Source organism: Gemmatimonadaceae bacterium (assembly GCA_036273715.1).
GTDB lineage: Bacteria > Gemmatimonadota > Gemmatimonadetes > Gemmatimonadales > Gemmatimonadaceae > JADGGM01.
In genome coordinates, this window is the sequence record DASUHB010000078.1 from 1 (window position 1) to 17,934 (window position 17,934).

Below are 17,934 nucleotides of genomic sequence, written 5' to 3' on the forward strand. Positions count from 1 at the left end.
CGTTTCTCCCACAGCGGTTTGGGCACCACGCCGAACATCGCGCCGCCGTCGAGCTTGAGCGCGCCGGCCTGGATCGCGTGTACCGTCCAGGCGCCGATCGTTCGCTTGAGTACCTGCGGTGTGTCCATCGGCGCGTGCTCCTAACCCTGCCCTTCGCCCCAGCCGTCGGACCAGCGCGGCATCGACGAGCGGCGGCCGCGACGGCGCCGACCGCGACGGGGCGCCGCGACGAGTTGCTCGAGATCGTTCCACCGAGTGCAGTCGAGCGCGCGTGCCTGGTCCAACAGCCGCAGCAGCACGTGCGCCGTCGCGTGCGCATCGCCGCCCGCGCGGTGACGATCGGTGATCTCGATGTCGTAGTACCGCGCGAGACTGTCGAGCCGCCGGCTGCGCAGATACGGCAGCACGCGCCGAGCCAGACGGACCGTGCACAGCTTGCGCCCAACGAGGCGACGCCCGCGCGCACGCACCAGCTCGGCGCTCAGAAATCGCCAATCGAACTCGACGTTGTGCGCCACGAAGACGTGGCCCTCGAGCACGCGCAGCAGCTCGTCGCACACGTCGCCGAAGACGGGCGCGTGGCGGACCATGGCGGCGTCGATGTGCGTCAGCGCGGTGATCATGCGCGGAATCGGGCGCTCGGGGTTGACCAGCGTCTCGAACCGCTCACACACCACGCCGTTGCGCACGACCACGGCGGCGACTTCAGTGATCCGGTCGCCGTGCCAGGCGCGCATCCCGGTGGTTTCGGTGTCCACGACGACCCAGCTCAGCTCGCCTAACTCATCGCGGTCGGGTGCCGCGGCAGGCTGCGGCGCCGGCGCGTCCGCCGCCACGGCGCGGACGGCGGCGCGCGCGGCGACGATCGCGGCGCCGCGCGGTGCCAGCGACCACTGGCCGGCGGCGTCGCGCATGAATTCGGGCCGCCCGGCGAAGAGCGCGAACGCCATCTGCTCCGCCACCACCCGCGGCGCGCCGGGCAGCTGGCAGACGTGCTCGATGAGCGCGACCGCGTCGGCCGGGCCACTGCCTAACAATTCGCAGGCGCGGCGCGTGAGGACGGTGTCGGTGAGCCGCGTCGAGAGGCCATCCATCGGCGTCATCGGCGGCCCGGGCGCATATGCCTAACGGGAGCCGCGCTCAGGACCACGGATCGTCGCGCTCGAGAGGCAGCGTCATGCAGCGCGGACCGCCTCCCCCGCGCACGAGCTCCGCGCCCTCGAACGTGATCACCGCGCGCTCGCCGTCGCGAATGCGCTCCTGGCCCGTGAGGAAGTTGACCGCGGGCACCACCTTGAATCCCATCTTCTGCAGCTCGCACAACGTCGCCTCGTTGCGCGTGTACGATATCGCGACGCCCGGACGCGTCGTCACGAAGTTGCAGCCGCTCGACCACTGCTCCCGCTCCTGCACGATGCGATGTTCTCCGCCGCAGAACACCGGCTCCATCGGAAGGCCAACGTTCTGCAATGCGGCAAAGATATTCGGCATCTCGCTCATGTGCCGCTGCCCCTTGCGACGATGGAGCACCGCCAGACGCTCCGCCCCCACGAAATGCGGCGGATAGATCGCCGCCAACTCGCGGTCCAGCTGCGTGAAGATCATGTCGAGGTGGATCGCCGTGTGCTCCTTGGGCATCACGACGATGATCACGTCCGTGACCGGCGTGTGCGCGAACAAGAGCTCGGAGACATGATCGATGGCGGCCGGGCTCGTGCGCTCGCTGAAGCCCATCACGAGCGTATCGGCGCGCAACGGGTGCACGTCGCCGCCCTCGATCGTGTAGTTGTTTCGGCGCTCGGCCGCTCCATCGTACAGAATGCCTTGATTGGAGAGCAACGGATGATAGCGGAACAGCGCCTTCATGATCAGCTCTTCGGACCAGCGCACACCGTAGCGCATGGAGCCGATGAGAATGTGTCCGCCGATCACCATCGCCGTATCGCGGGTGAAGAACAAGTTGGGCAATGGCGGCAGCATGTAGCCCGACTCGTTGAGCGCCTTGGCCAACGGGCCGGGCTCTTCGCCCTCTCCTTCGATGAGCATCTTCACGAGCTCGTCGGGCGGACGCTGGCCGATCTTCGAGGCTAACGGACCGGATGGGACGACGTCGGTGGTCTCGCGGACGAGCAGGTTGCGCGCTTCGTCGAGCACCGCGACCTCGGCGAGGAGGTCGCGCACGTAATGTACGCGCGCGAAACGCTCCAGGATGGCCACGAAACGCCGATGCTCCCGCTCGGCGTTTTCGAGATCGACGATGTCGTCGTAGAGGTAGTCTTCGCGGTTCGCCGGCGTCACCGCGAGGAGCTCGGGTCCCGGCGTGTGAACCAGGACAGCGCGTAGCGATCCAACCTCGGAAGTGACGTTGACAGGCATAGATACAGCAAGCTAACGCGAACCCATGTGAAGCTGCCATAGCGCGGGGTAGAGATTTCCGGCTGGCGTGGGAGCGCGGCGTCCGATAACTTGTGAAGAAATTCACAAGTTCAGCCTGCCCACCCGTGAAACGGATCGCTGACTCCACGGTTCGTCGCCTGTCTCTCTATCTGCGCTTCCTCGAGGACTTCGAGAAGCGAGGCATCGCGACAATCTCGAGCGACGAACTGGCCGCCCGCGGCGGGACGACATCGGCGCAGGTCAGGAAGGACCTGTCGTTCTTCGGCTCGTTCGGGAAGCGCGGCCTCGGATACTCAGTGGCCGAGTTGGCGGCGAGACTCAGACAGATCCTCGGACTCGAGCGGGAGTGGCAGGTGATCATCATCGGCGCCGGAAAAATCGGCGCCGCGCTCGCGCAATATCACGGCTTCGCGCAGCGCGGATTCCGGATCGTCGCCGTGTACGATTCCGACCCGGCGAAGGTGGGCCGGTCCGTGGACGGCCTGGTGATCCGGGCGCTCGCGTCCCTGCCCGATGAAGTGAAGCATCAGCCGCCGGACATCGCCGTGCTGGCCGTACCGGCCACGTCGGCGCAGGAAGTGGCGGACATGGTTGTGAAGGCGGGCATCCGCGCGATCCTCAATTTCGCGCCGCAACAATTGCAGGTGCCGGACACGGTTGCGGTGAAGGCGGTCAACATGGCGATGGAGCTCGAGGGCCTGTCGTTTGCCTTGACGAACGGGTGACGACCACCGGCCGCGGGCGGCCTTCTGCCCGCGGCTCGCCCGTGATCGATCAGACCGACGCCCGGGCGGGCAATGCGCTGCGTTAGGCGCGCCGCGCGTCACGGACCGCGCGCGCGAGCTCCGCGAACCGTTCGACGGGCAGCGTCTCGGGCCGCGCAGCGCCATCGACACCCGCGCGCGCCAGGAGGACATCCACCTCGTCGGGGGGAAGGCCGGTGAGCGTCCGCATCACGCGGCGCAGCTGCTTCCGGCGCAGTCCGAACACGTCCTGCACGAAGCCCCGGAACGACGTCTCGAGGTCGGGCGGCACGATCGGCGACTCGAGCGGCGTGAGTCGCACGACCGCGCTCTCCACCGACGGTGCGGGCTGGAACGCGCCCGCCTTGACGCCGAACAGCAGCTCGGCGCGCGCGAACGCGCGGACGTTCACCGAGAGTGAGCCGTACGTCTTGCCTCCCGGCGGCGCCACGATGCGTTCGGCGACCTCGCGCTGCACGAGGAAGACCGCGCGCTTGGGTCGCGGCGCGGCGAGGGCCTGGAAGATGATCGGAGTGGTGATGTAGTACGGCACGTTGCCGACGAGCACGTAGCTGCCCGAGGCCGCCGCGCCTAACTCGCCCACCGCCACCGCGAGCACATCGCCCTCGATGATCGAGACGTTGGCGTCGTCCGCATAGCGGCGCCGAAGCGTCTGGGCGAGGCCGCGGTCCAGCTCGATGGCGATCACCCGCGCGGCCCGCTCGCGGAGCGCGTCGGTGAGCGTTCCCCGGCCCGGCCCGATTTCGACGACTGTGTCGTCCGGCTGGAGCATGGCCGCATCGGCGATGCGGCCGAGGATGCGGGGATCGGTGAGAAAGTGCTGGCCGAATCGCTTCCGCGGCCGCGCCGGCGGGGGCGCCGGCGCGCGCGCCGCGCGGCGGGATCCCGGCATCGGGCCTAACTGCGCACCAGCATCACCGCCATGTCGTCGCGCTGCACGGCGGTGCCGATGTGGTCGGAGAGTTGGGCGAACATCTGCTGCAGGATCGTGAACGGCGGCTCGGCGTGCATGCGGCGCACGGTATCGACGATGGGTTGTTCGCCGAAGCGGCGGCCGAAGCGGTCGCGGGCGTCGCTCACGCCGTCGGTGAACAGCAGCAGCAGGTCGACGCCCGGCGCCCACGGCCGCGTGCGGGCCGACTGCGCCGATTCTACCATGCCTAACGGCGGATCGAGCGCCGGCAGCCGCTCGCAGGCGCCGTCGCCAGTCACGTGGTAGGCGTGCGGGTGGCCGGCGTTGGCGTAGCGCAGCATGCCCGCCCGCCGGTCGATGACGCCGTAGAAGGTGGACACGAACATTTCCGTCGTGGCGAGCTCCTCGCGCAGGGTGGCGAGGAGGGCGCCCAGCATGCGGCCCGGGTCGTTCGAGCCCTGGGCGTGGATGGCGGACGCGCTCATCACCAGGGCCATGATCAGCGCCGCGCGGTAGCCGTGGCTGGACACGTCGCCGATCATGACGCCGGTGCGCTCCTCGCCTAACTGAAACAGATTGTAAAAGTCGCCGCCCACGCTCTCGGCGGGCACCACCCGCGCCGCCACCTCGGCCGCCGGACCCACGATCTCGGTGCGCGGCAGCAGCTTCATCTGGAGGTCGTGCGCCAGCTCCAGCTCCTGCACCAGGCGCTGCTGGCTGAGCGATGCGCGCACGAGCCGCGTGTTCTGGATGGCCGTCCCGATCTGCGTCGCGATCGCGGTGATGAGCTTCTGATCGCCGGCCGAGAACGCCTGGCCCGATGCGCGGTCGGAGAGATTCACCACGCCTAACGGCTCCGAGCCGCCGCCGGGCGATGTCCACATGATCGGCACCGAGAGCATCGTGCCCCGCCGGTAGATCGCTTCGGCCGGACACGGATCCGCGTCATCCTCCGTCACCACCATCGCGCGCTGGTCGCGGAAGACGCGCGCCGACACGCTGCACTCGTCGGTGAGCGCGATCGGCGGCACCTCCAGCGCCGGCACCCCGATCGCCGCCACGGTCTGCAGCGTGTCGGTGACGCGATCGTGCACGAGGATCGAGCCCCGCCGCGCGCCCACCGTCTCCGACACTTCCTTGAGAATGGTCGATGCGGCTTCGCCTAACGCGACCGTGCGGCCGAGAATCTCGGTGATCGTGTACAGCAGGTTGATCTCTTCGTAGCGCTCGGCCAGCTCGTTGGCGGCGTGCTCGACCTCGAGAGCCGATTGGAGGTATTGCGAAACGACGGGGAGGAGAAAGCGGAGATAGTTCTCGAGCGAGGCGGCGGGGTCGAGCGACGGGCCAATCACCAACCAACACCGGCGCGGTCCGGGCAGTTTGGTCACGATCGCGGGACCGCCCGGCGAGTCCACCGTGCAAGGCGGACCCACATCCAACGGCGGGGTCCAGCCGAGGACGCCGACGGCAGGTGTGGACGCCGCGAGCCGCGCCGGCAGCCGGCCGTCTTCCTCGGCCCACACCGCGGCGGCGCAGCCCGTCGCATCGCGAAACGCACTCAACACCGTTTGCAGATCAGTCATGCCGGCGCATCGTGAGCCGCACCACGTTGCCGTGGTTCGCGAACCGTTCCACGCTGTCCATGAGTTGCGCCATCAAGAACAACCCGCGTCCGTCTTCGCGCACGAGATTCTCCGGACTCGTCGCGTCCACCAGACATTCGGCAAGATCGAAGCCGGTGCCTTCGTCCACCACTTCGAGCACCAGGCGCTCGCGATTCACGTCGCAGCGCACCTGGACCCGCTTGGAACTGTGCTCGCGATTCCCGCGCAGAATCGCGTTCGACAGCGCCTCGGTGAGCGCGACGGGAACGTTCAGCGAAACCTGGCGCGTGCTATACGCCAGCTGCTCGCACTGACGCGTAATCATCTCGACCACGCGCTCGATGTACCGCACGTCGCTCGGAATTTCGAGCTCCAGCGCCAGGTGCAGGCTGCCGATCGGCAGACCGCCCGGGCGATCCTGCGACGTCATGTGCACGCGTAACGTGTCGTGAGTCCGCCGCTAAAAGGACTCGAGCGCGCGCTCGCGGGTGTCGGCGATCTGGAACAGCGTATCGAGCTTGGTGAGCTCGAACAACGTCTTGAGGTCGTCGTTGAGGTTGGCGAGTCGCAGCTCCCCGCCCTGCTCGCGAATCTTCTTGGACAACGAGACGAGGACGCCCAACCCCGAGCTGTCGATGTATCCCGTTTGGCTGAAGTCGATCAAGAACTTTTTCTCGCCACGCTCGAGCTCGTCGAGAACCTTCTGCTTGAGCTCCTGGCGGTTCCCCACGATGAGCTGACCCTCCACATCCACCACGACAATGTCTCCCTGCTTCCTGAGTGCGAAGCTCATGTCTCGGTCTCCCGTCGGAATTCGCGCGCCGATTGCGTGTGCGCGCCGGTTGCAACTCCCGTGTCGCCCGCATCGAGCGACTGCAGCGCAGTGATCGCAGCCACATTGATAATGTCATCGGTCGAGGCGCCGCGCGAGAGATCGGAGCACGGACGCGCGAGGCCCTGCACGATGGGTCCGATGGCCCGGGCATGCGCCAGTCGTTCCACGAGCTTGTATGCGATGTTCCCGGCATCCAGCGACGGGAACACCAGCACATTTGCTGTGCCGGCCACCGCGCTGCCCGTCGCCTTGCGCGCGGCGACTGCGTCGACGAGCGCCGCGTCACCCTGCAATTCTCCGTCCACGGCGAAGGGCACCCCTCGCTGGCGGAGCAAGGCCGTGGCGTCGCGCACGGTATCCACCGACGGCCCGCTGCCACTGCCGAGCGTGCTGTACGAGAGGAGCGCGACACGGGGTTCATCGCCGACGATGCGCACGCGGTCGCGCGCCGCGGCGATCGCGATGTCGGCCAGCTGCTCGGCCGTTGGGCGAACGACGACGGCGCAGTCGGCGAACGTGAGCACCTCGGGGTCGTTGGGCGCGGTGCGAAACGGCGGCACCACCATGTAGAACGCGCTCGAGACCGTGATGACGCCCGTCGCCGGCCCAACGGCGGCGAGCGCGGCGCGCATCACCTCGGCGGTGGTGTGCGCGGCCCCGGCGACGCAGCCGTCGGCCTCGCCCAACGCGACGAGCCCGTCGGCGAACACGAGCGGATCCTGCACGAGCGCGGCCGCGGCATCGCGGGTGAGGCCCCGTTTCGCGCGGCGCGTGAACAGGTGCTCGGCGATGCGCTCGCGGCGGGGATCGGCCGCGGGGTCGATCACCGGCACGCCTAACGCGGCCGCGCGGCGTCGGGCGCCTGCGTCGCCGGCCAGCACCAGCGCCGGAACGACGAGGCCGGCGGCGCTCAGCGCTCGGACGGCGTCGAGCGTCCGGTCGTCGTCGCTTTCCGGGAAGAGGATGCGGCGACCGGCGGCGGCCGCGCGCGCGCGGACGGTATCGATGAAGCTCACGCCGGATCGAACCGTTCGCGGAGGGCGCGGTGCACGGTGGGATTCACGAGGTCGGCAGTCTCGCCGTGAAAGCGCGCGATCTCGCGCACGAGGCTCGAGCTCACGTACGTGAGGTCCAGTCTTGGCATCATGAACACGGTTTCCATGTCCGCGTTCAAGTGGCGATTCATGAGCGCCATCTGGAACTCGTACTCGAAGTCGGCCACGGCGCGGAGCCCGCGAATGGAGAGGGTGGCGCCCACCGCCCGTGCCAGGTCGACGAGCAGTCCATCGAACTGGCGGACTTCCACGCGCGGATCGTCGGCAACGGCGCTGCGAATGAATCGAATGCGCTCGTCCACCGAGAAGAGCGGCTGCTTGGAAATGTTGGTCGCGACGGCCACCACCAACCTGTCGACGAACGACAGGCTGCGCGTGATGAGGTCTTCGTGTCCGTAGGTGATCGGGTCGAAGCTGCCCGCGTAGATGCCGATGCGCATGGGTGGTGGAGTTGACGTGAGACCAGCGGTCAGACTACTCGGGTGGCGGGGCGTCGTCGGCGCCGTCGCGATAAATCGTGATCACGGTGTCGCCGTATTTGCGATGCGTCGCTGCATCGGGCAGCGACTCGCGCACGTCGTGCTCCACTGCCAGCACGGTGGCAAATGGGACGTCGAGCCATCGTGCCGCGACCTGAGATGCGAGACCGAGACGATACGGCGGGTCCGCGAACGCCACATCGTATGTTCGGGCCGCCAGCCGTTCAATGAATCGCAGTGCGTCGCCGCGATGCACGCGCGACTGGCCGGCGGCCTGGAGCGTCTCGACGTTGCGGCGCAGCGCCGCCAGGGAGCGCGCGGACACCTCGACGAATTCGACAGAAGCGGCGCCGCGCGACAGCGCTTCCAGTCCGAGCGCGCCGGAGCCGGCAAACAGGTCGAGCACACGCGCGTCGGGGAGGTCGTGTTGGAGAATGGACATCCACGCTTCGCGAACCTTGTCGGCGGTTGGGCGGACGCGCGGGTCGGCCGGCGGCACGATGGTCCGGCCGCGCCATCGGCCGCTCACGATGCGCACCGTTAGGCCCGGATGTCCGCGAGGTGCGCCTGGAGACGCACTTCGCCGTTCCATTCATCTCGTTCGAGGCGGAAGGCGACGTCGACGGGCATGCCGGGCGTGAGGTCGGCGGCGCGGGCTGCCATGCCCCAGCCGATCGCATCGAGCGGCGGACCGGAGTCGCCGGCCAGACGCAGCTTGAGGTGTCCGCCCGGGTCGGCCGAGCCGCTCGATGACCCCTGGCCGACAATGCGGGGCGGCCCATCGAGATGGACGCGGCGCGCGACGAGCACGGGCGTCGCGTTGCCCGGGCCGAACGGCTCGAAGTGCCGGAGCAACGCCTCGAAGTCGATCGTGGCATCGGGGAGCTCGATCTCGAGGTCGATGCGCAGATCGGGCACGAGATCGTCCGGCGTCAGGCGCGACCGCGCGACGCTGTTGAACTTGTCGCTGAAGGCCTCGACGCGCGAGGTTTCGATGCTGATGCCGGCGGCGACGCGGTGGCCGCCGTAGCGCAGCAAGAGGTCGCGGCATTCCGTTAGGCCGCCGTGCAGATCGAACGCCGGGATGGAGCGGCCCGAGCCCCGGCCCTGCGCGCCGTCGAGCGCGACCAGGACCACCGGGCGGCACACTTCCTCGACGAGGCGCGAGGCCACGATGCCGACGACGCCGGGGTGCCACCCCTGCTCCGCGATGACGACGCCGTACGTGGCGTCGAGGTTCATCGCGTCGACGCGATGCGCGGCGCTGGAGAACGTGTCGCGGTCCAGCTCCTGGCGCCGGCGGTTGAGCTCTTCGAATTCGCGCGCCAGGGCGTTGGCGCGCGCTTCATCGGAGGTGGTGAGGAGCTCGACGCCGCGGATCGCGTGGCCTAACCGGCCAACGGCGTTGAGGCGGGGCGCGAGCACGAAGCCGATGCGGCCGGCGGTGATCGGCCGGCCATCGAGCCCGGCGGCGCGCCGCAAGGCGCGCAGGCCCGGGTTCGCGGTGTCGTTGAGCACCTTGAGGCCGTAGCGGGCCAGCACCCGATTCTCGCCACGCAGCGGGGCGACGTCGGCGATCGTGGCGAACGCCACGAGATCGAGCATGCGGTAGACGACGTCTTCGTTCAGGCCTAACGCAGTGGCGAGCGCGATGGCGAGCTTGAACGCGACGCCCGCCGCGGCGAGATCCTTGTCGGGGTAGCCGCACCCGGGCTGCTTGGGGTTGAGCACGGCCAGCGCGTCCGGCAGCGGGCCGCCCGGCAAGTGATGATCCGTGATGATGACATCGATCCCCGCGTCGCGCGCCGCGCGCGTGGGCGACAGCGCATTGGTGCCGCAGTCGCAGCTCACGAGCACCGTTGCGCCGGCATCGATCGCGGCCTTCACGCCGCTCATCGTCAGGTCGTATCCATCCTCGAGACGCCGCGGGATGAACGGCACCACGCGCCCGCCTGCCGCGCCGAGCGTGCGCATGAGAATCGTGGTCGACGAGATGCCGTCGACATCATAGTCGCCGTGCAGCAGAATCACTTCGCCGGTGCGCACGGCGCGCACCAACCGCTCGACCGCGGCGTCCATGCCGAGCATGAGGGATGGACTGTGGAGGTGATCGAGCTTGGGGCGCAGATAGCGCTTGGCCGGATCGATGTCGACGAACCCGCGTTGGCAGAGCAGCCGGCACACGGTGTCCGGCAGGTGAAGCTCGGCGGCCAGCGCACGCACGGCGCCGGGATCAGGCGCCGCGGGAAGCACCCAGCGAGATCGGGGACGCGCTCGTGCGGCGGGGACACTCACGGGCGAAAAGTACGAGCGCCCTCAGACAGCGACAAGCATCAAACCGCTGCGTACAGAAGCACTCCGCATCCTTCGCACACTTCGACGGATCGGCCCGCGGCCATGACGTTTCGGCGTTGCAGCGGGATCGCCGTGTTGCAGCGGCCGCACGCAGCGCCGCGCAGCGCGTAGAGCGCGGCCGCGTTCTCGCGGCCGCGAATGCGCTCGTATTTCTGCAGCAGCGGGCGTCCGACGCGCGAGGCCGTTTCGTTCCGTTGGGCACGCGCCGCCGCCAGCTCCTTGTCCAGCGTGGCGCACGCGGTGGCGATCTCGCCGCGCTCCGTGCGCTGCCGTTCTTCCAGCTCGGCGAGCGAGAGCTGCTCGAGCTCGGCCGCCTGATTGAGATCGGCGATGCGCGTGGCGAGGGTTTGCATCTCGCTCTCCTCCTGCACCAGCACGCGGCGGGTGATCTCGATCTGCGACATGGCGGCCGAGGCTTCGCGGTCCTTGCGGACGGCGTCGAGCGCGGCGAGGTGGCGTTCCTGGAGCGCGCGATGCTCCTGGAGCTTGATGCCCAACTCGCGGCGTTTTTTGTCTTCGGCGTCGGCGGATTGGCGGGTGCGCACGATGCCGGCTTCGGCGACGGTGCGCTCGTGGTCGAGGGTTTGTACTCTGGCGTCGAGATCGCGGCGGCGGGATTCGAGCGCCGCGACGGCGGTGTCTTCGTCCTGCAAGGCCAACAATGCGACGAGGTCTGGGTGCACGCGTTCCTCCATAGGGCTATTGTGCGGGGTCGAAACTCTTGATGCGGCCTGCGCCTAACGCCGACAGCTCGCGCTGCAGCCGCACTTTGTCGCGGATGAGCGCGTCCTTCTCGGCGTCGGAGGCGATGTCGATGGCGCGCTGATTCTCGAGCAGCCGTCGGCGGAGCGGCGCGGCCCGAAGGGCGGCGAGGCACCCGTCCGCTTCGCGCTGCATGTCGAATCCATCGCGCGGCGGCTCTTCGACCAGCGTTCGGAAGAGCTCGCCCGCGTCGTCGGGGAGGCTGAGTGCAATGTCTCCCGGACTCGCGTCGGCGCCGGCCGCGACGATCGCCGCCAGGATCGTGCCCAACGCAGCGCTGGTGAGGTCATCGGCGCCGATCTGCTCGCCAATATAGTCGCGGAGCGCCGGCGCGTGGACGAGGATCCAGACGAGACGGCGTTCGACGGGCGGCTGGCGACCGGCCGGTGCGCGCCGCAGCGCGGCGCGCGCAGGCTGGGCGCGAGGCGCCTCGTCGGCCGGTCGCGCGACCGCGCGGGCGCGGTCGCGCGCGGCCGCCAACTCCCGCTCCAACACGTCGCGGGACACTCCGGCGGCCTCGCTCGCCCGCGTGAGGTACATGTCGCGCGTGATCGGGTCCTGCGTCGCGCGGATCGTCGGCAGCAGGCGGTCGAGGGCGCGGCGTTTGCGGCGCAGATCGGCGAACCAGCCGGCGCGCTCCAGCAGCTGCACCTTGCGCTCGAACACGTCGATCGCGTCGCCTAACGCCGCCGCCAGGGCGGGCGCGCCGCGGCGGTCGACGAAGCTGTCCGGGTCTTCGCCCTCGGGCAGCGTCACCACCTGGACCGTCATCCCGTGGCGCAGCAGCTCGTCGCCCGAGCGGAACGTCGCCTTGAGGCCGGCGCGGTCGCTGTCGTACAGCAGGAACGCGTTCTTGGCGTAGCGGCGGAGGATCTGCCCCTGCTGCTCGGTGAGCGCGGTGCCTAACGGAGCGACGACCCAGTCGAACCCGGCCGACACCAGCCGCACGGCGTCGAAATAGCCTTCCACCACCATCACGCGATCGTCCCGCCGGATGGCGTGCTTGGCCATGTGCAATCCGTAGAGCAGCTTGCCCTTCGAGAACACCCGCGATTCCGCCGAGTTGAGGTACTTGGGTTCTCCGGGGCCCAACAGCCGGCCGCCGAAGCCGACGGTGTGCCCCGCCGCGTCGAGAATCGGGAACATGAGCCGATGGCGAAACCGCGCCCGCGGCTCCCCGCCCTCGTCACGCGCCACCAGCAGCGCCGCCTCGAGCAACTGCGCGTCGCTGTAGCCTAACGCGGAGAAATGCCGGCGCAGCGCCTCGCCGTCGCGCGGCGCGAAGCCGAGCCCGAACCGGTCGGCCGTTTCGCGGCTCACGCGGCGCAGCGCCAGATAGTCGCGCGCCTGCCGCCCCTCCTCGTCGTCCCACAGCAGCGTCCGGAACCAGTCGGCCACCGCGGCGTTCAGATCCCAAAGCGGTTGGTCCGGATGCGGGCCCTCCCGGCGCTGCTGCACTTCCTCGATCGGAATACCCACCTTCTCCGCGACGTAGCGAATGGCGCCCGGCCAGTCCATGCCTAACCGCTTCTGCAGGAACGTGAAGACGTCGCCGCCTTCGTGGCAGACGAAGCAGTAGTAGATGCCCTTCCTGGGCGACACCGAGAAATTCTTGTGCGTGCCCTGATGGAACGGACACGGTCCCCGGAAATCGGTGCCCGTGCGACGGAGCGGCACGTGCTCGCCAATGATCTGCACGATGTCGGCGGCCTCGCGCACGCGGTCGACCGTTTCGTCGCTGATCATCGTCACCTGAGGTCCGTCACCGTCACGCCCGCGCCTCCCTCGTTCCAGGCGCCGAGCCGGAAGCTGGATACACGCGGGTCGCCGCGCAGCAATTCTGCTACTCGCTCTCGCAACGCACCCGTGCCTTTCCCGTGAATGATGCGCAGCGACTTGAGATCGCCCCGCACCGCGGCATCGAGCGCGTGCAGGACGGTGTGCTCCATCTCGTCGACACGCATGCCTCGTACATCAATTTCGCTCGCGGCGTGCTCTTCGGGGAGGTCGCCACGAATCGTGACGGGCTCCGCCGCACCGGGCGATTGCGCCGTCCTGGTCAGGGTTGCCGCGGGGACCGTGAGTTTGATCGCGCCGACTGCGACCACGGCGTCCTCGCCGCGCAGCTCGACCACGCGCCCCACCCGTCCCTCGAGCGTCGCGAGCTCGACGACATCGCCCACGGCGGGCGCCGTTGCGGGCCGGTCCGCCGCCGGTCCTCCCACTGTCGTGCGTTCGAGGCGCTGTGCGGCGGCGGCGTGCTCGGTGGCCAGGTCCTCGACGCGCCGGCGGGCGTCGCGCACCGCGTCCTCGGCGCCGGAGTGCGCACGCACCTCGCGGATGGCGCGCTCCACTTCGTGACGGGCGTCGAGCAGGTAGCGCCTGGCCTGTTCGCGTGCGTCGCGCTCGTGGTGTCGCTCGGCTTCGCGCACGGCGCGCTCTCGTTCGGTGAGCCGGTCGAGTCGTTCGCTGGCCGACGACGAGGCTTCGGTCGCACGGCTCTCGCGTTCCGAGAGCGCAGCCTCGCGTCGCTCGAGATCGGCGAGGAGGGCGGCCAGGTCGCGCTCGCCGGTGGACAGCCGATCTTCGGCGCGCGTCAGGATGTCGGGCGGCAGCCGCAGGCGGCGGGCGATCGCCAGACCGTACGACCGGCCCGGAATGCCTTTGATGAGGCGATAGGTGGGTGCCAGCGCCTGCTCGTCGAACTGCAGCGATGCGTTCACCACGCCGGGCAGCTCGGTGGCGAGCAGCTTGAGGTCGCCGAGGTGGGTCGTGGCGACGGTGACGGCGCCCCGCCGCGTGAGCTCGTCGACGATCGCCGCGCCTAACGCAGCGCCTTCGGCCGGGTCGGTGCCCGAGCCCAGCTCGTCGATCAGCACGAGCGAGTCCGGCGTCGCGCGGTCGAGGATTTCCGCCAGATTCTTCACGTGCGCGCTGAAGGTCGACAGGCTGGCTTCGATGGACTGCTCGTCGCCCACGTCGGCAAAGCAGTCGTCGAAGAGCGCGACGCGGCTCTCGGGGCCGATCGGCGCGGGAATCCCGGCCTTGGTCATCGCGGCGATGAGGCCGATGGCTTTGAGCAGCACGGTTTTCCCGCCGGTATTGGGGCCCGAGAGCAGCAGCGTGCGCTCGCCGCCGCCTAACGCAAGGTCGAACGGCACCACGGCGCCGCCGCGCGCGAGCAGCAGCGGATGGCGGCCGCCGTGGAGGTCCAGGCCGTCGCGGGCTTCGCCTAACGCCACCGGCGCGCAGCCGAAGTCGTCGGCGTAGCGGGCGCGGGCGTAGAGCGCGTCGATCTCGACCAGCGCGTCGAGCGACGCCGCCATCGCGTCGCGCAGCGGGCGCAGGCCGTCGGTGAGCTCGGCCAGGATGCGCTCGACTTCCCGGCGCTCGTCCGCCTCGAGCTCCCGGATCCGGTTGCCGAACTCCACCGCCGCCGGCGGTTCGACGAACAGGGTGCCGCGCGTCGCCGATTCGTCATGCACGATCCCGCCCACGGCGCCCCGCGCCTCGCGGCGCACCGGGATCACGTAGCGACCGTTGCGCACCGTGACCGACATGTCGCTCACGCGGTGGCGCTCGTCGAGTCGGGCGACGATGCGCTCGAGCAGCTGCACCAGCTCCGCCTGCGCGCCGCGCAGCTCGCGGCGCATCCGGCGCAGCGCCGGCGAGGCATCGTCTTTCACAGCGCCATCCGGCTCGAGCGCGCGCTCGATGGCCGCCTCGGCCGGCGTCCGGTCGACGAGCGCGCCGGCGAGCGGCGCCAGCACGGCCAACGCGGCCGGAGGGCGGCGCGCATCGGTGAGCGCGGCTCGCGTTAGGCGCGACGACCGGAGCAACACCCCGCCCGCGACCAGCTCTTCCCCGCTCCAGACGCTGCCCGCGGCGCGCAGCCGCGCGAGCGGCGCCTCGAGCGGCGGGATGGGCTCCGGGCGGAACGCATCGGACCCCGGGAGCAGCGCGCGCAGGGCGGCGACGCGGTCGAGCGCCTGCGCGACGGCGGCGACGTCGTCGAGCGGCGCCAGCGTCCGCACGCGCTCTGCGCCTAACGGAGTCGCCGCGCGGTCGGCGACGACCGCGAGCACCGCGGGGAACTCGAGCACCGACAGCGTGTGCCGATTCACGCGCGTCTCCCGCCGTGCGCCCTAACCGGGCAGCTCTTCGCGCGCGATGCGGTTGATGGCCGAGCCGTCGGCGCGTCCCTTGAACTGCGGCATCACTTTGCCCATGAGCGCACCGATCGTGGTGGCGCCGGACGCGATCGCCGCGCGCACGGCGGCGCGGATCTCGTCATCGCCGATGGCCGCCGGCAGGTACGTCTCGAGGCGCGTCACCTCGTCACGCTCGCGCGATGCGAGGTCGGTGCGCGCCGCCTTGTCGTACATCTCGATCGCCTCGCGCCGACGCTTGATGCCCTTGCGCAGAACCTCGCGCACGTCGTCGTCGGTCAGGTCCCGCATCAGCTCGATGCGGCGGTTCTTGATGTCGGCGAGAATGGTTCCTAACAGCAGCGTGCCGGCTTTGTCCTTCGCTTTGCGCGACGCGTTCAAATCGGTCGTCAGCCGGGCGATCAGCTCGGACACCGTTCAGACCGGGCGCGGACGGCGATTCTTGCGTCGCGCCGCGTTCTCTTTCCGCTTCCGGCGCTCGCTCGGTTTCTCGTAATGCCGATGCTTACGCAAATCGGAGAGAATGCCTGCCTTTTCGCACTTCTTCTTGAAGCGCTTGAGGGCACGCTCGAAGTTTTCATCGTCGTGGATGATGACTTCAGACAAGTGATGTCTTCCCCGATGGTGGCGAGTACGAGTCTGTTAAGTGTACAAGCTGCGACAAGTTATGGAATTCCGTGACAACGTGTCAAGCAGTACGTGAGCTAACCCGGCGGCCAGCGCAGCGGACGTCCGCCGAGGAGGTGCACGTGCAGGTGGTGCACGGTTTGTCCGCCATGCTCGTTCGTGTTGATGACCAGTCGATATCCGCTGTCGGCGATTCCCTCTTTCCGCGCAACCTCCGCCGCCAGCGCGATCAATCGTCCGACCAGGCCCGCGTCCGTCGCATCATTGAGCGACCTCAGGTGCTGTTTCGGCAGCACCAGCACGTGGACCGGCGCTTGGGGATCGATGTCTCGAATCGCGATGGCGTCATCCGTGGACGCGACGACCGTCGCCGGTATTTCGCCCTGTACGATGCGACAGAACAAGCAGGTTTCAGACACGCGATTTCTCCATGGTGCCGAGCAGCGCGGCGCGCGCGATGGCCAGTCCGGCGATGGCCGCGGTCTCGAAGCGCAGGGTGAGCGGCGCGATCCGCACGGGTACGAATCCCGCGCCGGTGAGCAGCGTTCGCTCTTCTGGTTCGACGCCGCCTTCGGGGCCGACGGCGATAGTGATCGGCGCGGTGACCGGCACGTTCGGCGCCGGCTCGCCTTCCGAGTCGAGCAGCCATCGCGCGCCCGATGGGGCTGAGGCGACCGCCCGATCGGGTGTGGCGTCGGGATACAGAACGGGCAGCCAGGCGCCGCCGGACTGCGTGAGCGCCGACAACATTCGCGTCCGGACTTTTGCTTGAAACGTGACGCCCTCGCCACGCGGGCTCACGCTGCGCGAGCGCTTCCACATCACCGGGCGCCACGAAAAGATCGCGAGCTCTGTCGCTTTTTCGGCGAGCCAGAGCATGCGCTCGCGGTCCGCCACGGGCAGCATGAGGTGAATCACCGGCCCGGGCTCGACGCGATCCACCGCTTCGATGTCGATGGACGCCTGCGCTTTCGTGAGGCGCACGACCGTGCCGGTCGCGACGGCGCCGGCGCCGTCCACGAGACGCACGCGTTCGCCGATACCGATGCGTCGGACGCGGGCGTGCTGCACTTCGCCCTCGCCGAGGACCACGGTGTGGCCGGCGGCCATCGGGTCCTGGCAGAAAAAGGCGGCTAACGCGGCGCGATCACGCTGCTCCACCATTCCCCCTCGACGTGTTCGGCTTCGACCCGCCAGCCGGCTTCGCCCAACGACGACACCACGGCGTCGCGCTCGGCGGTCAGGATGCCGCTGACCACGGCCCGCCCGTTAGGCGAAAGCGACGCCCGCATGGCCGGCGCCAGCTCGACGACCACCTGTGAGATGATGTTGGCGAACAGCACGCGCGCCGGCGCGACGAGCGGCAGAATGACCCTCGCGTCGCCTTCGATCACCCGCACGCGGTCGGCGACGCCGTTGGCCGCGGCATTCTGTTCCGCGTTCTCGATCGCCTGCGGATCGGATTCGATGGCGATCGCGCGCCCCGCGCCTAACCGAACGGCGGCGATGGACAGAATCGCGCTGCCGGCGCCGAGGTCGATGACGGTGTCGCCGGGCCGTACTACATCCTGCATGAGGCGCAGCACGCCGCGCGTGGTCTCGTGCTCTCCGGTGCCGAACGCCATCGCCGGCTCGATGACCACGGGACACTCGGCGTCGGCGATTTCGGCGGCCCGCCACGGCGGCGCCACGGCAACGCGCCCGATCCGTTGCACGCCAACGGTGGGCGGCCAGGCGCGAGCAACATCGATGTGACCGGCGTCGCGCGCCTCGATGGTGACCGTTGCGTCGGCGGCGTACAGCGCGGCGTACAGCGCCGCGACGTCGGCGTCACCGGGCACGTGGGTGAGCAACGATTCGTCCAGCTCCTGAACTGCCGGCGCGCCGGCATGCACGAGGGCCGCGACCACCGCCTCGCGCGTCGCGTCGCCGGCGTGGTGCACGCGAACCTCGGTCCAGCTCACCGCGCTCCGG

General features: G+C 69.4%; 19 protein-coding genes. 1 reads left to right on the forward strand and 18 read right to left on the reverse strand.

Going from position 1 to position 17,934, the window contains the following annotated elements; translation table 11 throughout:
• Positions 1-140 precede the first annotated feature (140 nt).
• Both VFW04_19050 and VFW04_19055 read right to left on the reverse strand, forming a co-directional pair.
• Positions 141-1,103, reverse strand: a complete 963-nt coding sequence (locus VFW04_19050) for a 3'-5' exonuclease (protein ID HEX5181437.1) — start codon at positions 1,101-1,103, stop codon at positions 141-143.
• A gap of 37 nt (positions 1,104-1,140) precedes the next feature.
• Complete coding sequence (locus VFW04_19055; GenBank protein HEX5181438.1) at positions 1,141-2,298, reverse strand: arginine deiminase family protein; 1,158 nt, start codon at positions 2,296-2,298, stop codon at positions 1,141-1,143.
• A gap of 203 nt (positions 2,299-2,501) precedes the next feature.
• Here VFW04_19055 and VFW04_19060 point away from each other — a divergent pair, with 203 nt between their 5' ends.
• Positions 2,502-3,122 carry a redox-sensing transcriptional repressor Rex gene (locus VFW04_19060; GenBank protein HEX5181439.1) on the forward strand — a complete coding sequence of 207 codons (621 nt, stop codon included), beginning with the start codon at positions 2,502-2,504 and terminating at the stop codon, positions 3,120-3,122.
• Positions 3,123-3,204: 82 nt separating this feature from the next.
• Here the strand turns inward: VFW04_19060 and rsmA are convergent, their stop codons facing one another.
• From rsmA to VFW04_19140, 16 genes are all read right to left on the reverse strand, one after another.
• On the reverse strand, positions 3,205-4,053 hold the full coding sequence (rsmA, locus tag VFW04_19065) for a 16S rRNA (adenine(1518)-N(6)/adenine(1519)-N(6))-dimethyltransferase RsmA (GenBank protein HEX5181440.1): 849 nt from the start codon (positions 4,051-4,053) through the stop codon (positions 3,205-3,207).
• A 5-nt stretch (positions 4,054-4,058) separates the two neighbouring features.
• Entirely contained in the window at positions 4,059-5,657 is a 1,599-nt protein-coding gene (locus VFW04_19070; protein ID HEX5181441.1) for a GAF domain-containing SpoIIE family protein phosphatase, read from the reverse strand.
• The gene (locus VFW04_19075) at positions 5,650-6,108 is read right to left on the reverse strand and encodes an ATP-binding protein (GenBank protein ID HEX5181442.1); all 459 of its coding nucleotides are present in this window, start codon (positions 6,106-6,108) and stop codon (positions 5,650-5,652) included. Before VFW04_19075 ends, VFW04_19070 begins: the two co-directional genes overlap by 8 nt.
• Positions 6,109-6,138: 30 nt before the next feature.
• Entirely contained in the window at positions 6,139-6,471 is a 333-nt protein-coding gene (locus VFW04_19080) for an STAS domain-containing protein (protein ID HEX5181443.1), read from the reverse strand.
• Complete coding sequence (gene pta / locus VFW04_19085; protein HEX5181444.1) at positions 6,468-7,529, reverse strand: phosphate acetyltransferase; 1,062 nt, start codon at positions 7,527-7,529, stop codon at positions 6,468-6,470. Before pta ends, VFW04_19080 begins: the two co-directional genes overlap by 4 nt.
• Entirely contained in the window at positions 7,526-8,008 is a 483-nt protein-coding gene (gene coaD, locus VFW04_19090) for a pantetheine-phosphate adenylyltransferase (GenBank protein HEX5181445.1), read from the reverse strand. Before coaD ends, pta begins: the two co-directional genes overlap by 4 nt.
• 34 nt (positions 8,009-8,042) lie before the next feature.
• Entirely contained in the window at positions 8,043-8,639 is a 597-nt protein-coding gene (gene rsmD, locus VFW04_19095) for a 16S rRNA (guanine(966)-N(2))-methyltransferase RsmD (protein HEX5181446.1), read from the reverse strand.
• Positions 8,588-10,300, reverse strand: coding sequence for a single-stranded-DNA-specific exonuclease RecJ (gene recJ / locus VFW04_19100; protein ID HEX5181447.1), 1,713 nt, complete (start codon positions 10,298-10,300; stop codon positions 8,588-8,590). Before recJ ends, rsmD begins: the two co-directional genes overlap by 52 nt.
• Positions 10,301-10,380: 80 nt before the next feature.
• Positions 10,381-11,085, reverse strand: coding sequence for a hypothetical protein (locus VFW04_19105; protein HEX5181448.1), 705 nt, complete (start codon positions 11,083-11,085; stop codon positions 10,381-10,383).
• A 16-nt stretch (positions 11,086-11,101) separates the two neighbouring features.
• Positions 11,102-12,910: a DNA primase gene (dnaG, locus tag VFW04_19110; protein HEX5181449.1), complete on the reverse strand. Its 1,809-nt coding sequence runs from the start codon at positions 12,908-12,910 to the stop codon at positions 11,102-11,104.
• Positions 12,911-12,912: 2 nt separating this feature from the next.
• Positions 12,913-15,288 carry an endonuclease MutS2 gene (locus VFW04_19115; protein HEX5181450.1) on the reverse strand — a complete coding sequence of 792 codons (2,376 nt, stop codon included), beginning with the start codon at positions 15,286-15,288 and terminating at the stop codon, positions 12,913-12,915.
• A gap of 21 nt (positions 15,289-15,309) precedes the next feature.
• Complete coding sequence (locus VFW04_19120) at positions 15,310-15,747, reverse strand: GatB/YqeY domain-containing protein (protein HEX5181451.1); 438 nt, start codon at positions 15,745-15,747, stop codon at positions 15,310-15,312.
• Positions 15,748-15,750: 3 nt separating this feature from the next.
• Complete coding sequence (gene rpsU, locus VFW04_19125) at positions 15,751-15,939, reverse strand: 30S ribosomal protein S21 (protein ID HEX5181452.1); 189 nt, start codon at positions 15,937-15,939, stop codon at positions 15,751-15,753.
• Between the two features lie 98 nt (positions 15,940-16,037).
• A complete protein-coding gene (locus VFW04_19130) occupies positions 16,038-16,379 on the reverse strand; it encodes a histidine triad nucleotide-binding protein (protein HEX5181453.1) in 342 nt (113 codons plus the stop codon).
• Positions 16,372-17,124: an RsmE family RNA methyltransferase gene (locus VFW04_19135; protein ID HEX5181454.1), complete on the reverse strand. Its 753-nt coding sequence runs from the start codon at positions 17,122-17,124 to the stop codon at positions 16,372-16,374. The genes VFW04_19130 and VFW04_19135 overlap by 8 nt, the downstream gene beginning before the upstream one ends.
• A complete protein-coding gene (locus tag VFW04_19140) occupies positions 17,094-17,924 on the reverse strand; it encodes a 50S ribosomal protein L11 methyltransferase (GenBank protein HEX5181455.1) in 831 nt (276 codons plus the stop codon). The genes VFW04_19135 and VFW04_19140 overlap by 31 nt, the downstream gene beginning before the upstream one ends.
• Positions 17,925-17,934: the final 10 nt, after the last annotated feature.

Excerpts from the sequence above, each read along its gene's own strand:
- VFW04_19050 (HEX5181437.1), bottom strand. The coding sequence starts at position 1,103 with ATGACGCCGATGGATGGCCTCTCGACGCGGCTCACCGACACCGTCCTC.
- rsmA (HEX5181440.1), bottom strand. The coding sequence starts at position 4,053 with ATGCCGGGATCCCGCCGCGCGGCGCGCGCGCCGGCGCCCCCGCCGGCG.
- VFW04_19070 (HEX5181441.1), bottom strand. The coding sequence starts at position 5,657 with ATGACTGATCTGCAAACGGTGTTGAGTGCGTTTCGCGATGCGACGGGC.
- VFW04_19075 (HEX5181442.1), bottom strand. The coding sequence starts at position 6,108 with ATGACGTCGCAGGATCGCCCGGGCGGTCTGCCGATCGGCAGCCTGCAC.
- VFW04_19080 (HEX5181443.1), bottom strand. The coding sequence starts at position 6,471 with ATGAGCTTCGCACTCAGGAAGCAGGGAGACATTGTCGTGGTGGATGTG.
- coaD (HEX5181445.1), bottom strand. The coding sequence starts at position 8,008 with ATGCGCATCGGCATCTACGCGGGCAGCTTCGACCCGATCACCTACGGA.
- rsmD (HEX5181446.1), bottom strand. The coding sequence starts at position 8,639 with ATGGAACGGCGAAGTGCGTCTCCAGGCGCACCTCGCGGACATCCGGGC.
- dnaG (HEX5181449.1), bottom strand. The coding sequence starts at position 12,910 with ATGATCAGCGACGAAACGGTCGACCGCGTGCGCGAGGCCGCCGACATC.
- VFW04_19135 (HEX5181454.1), bottom strand. The coding sequence starts at position 17,124 with ATGGTGGAGCAGCGTGATCGCGCCGCGTTAGCCGCCTTTTTCTGCCAG.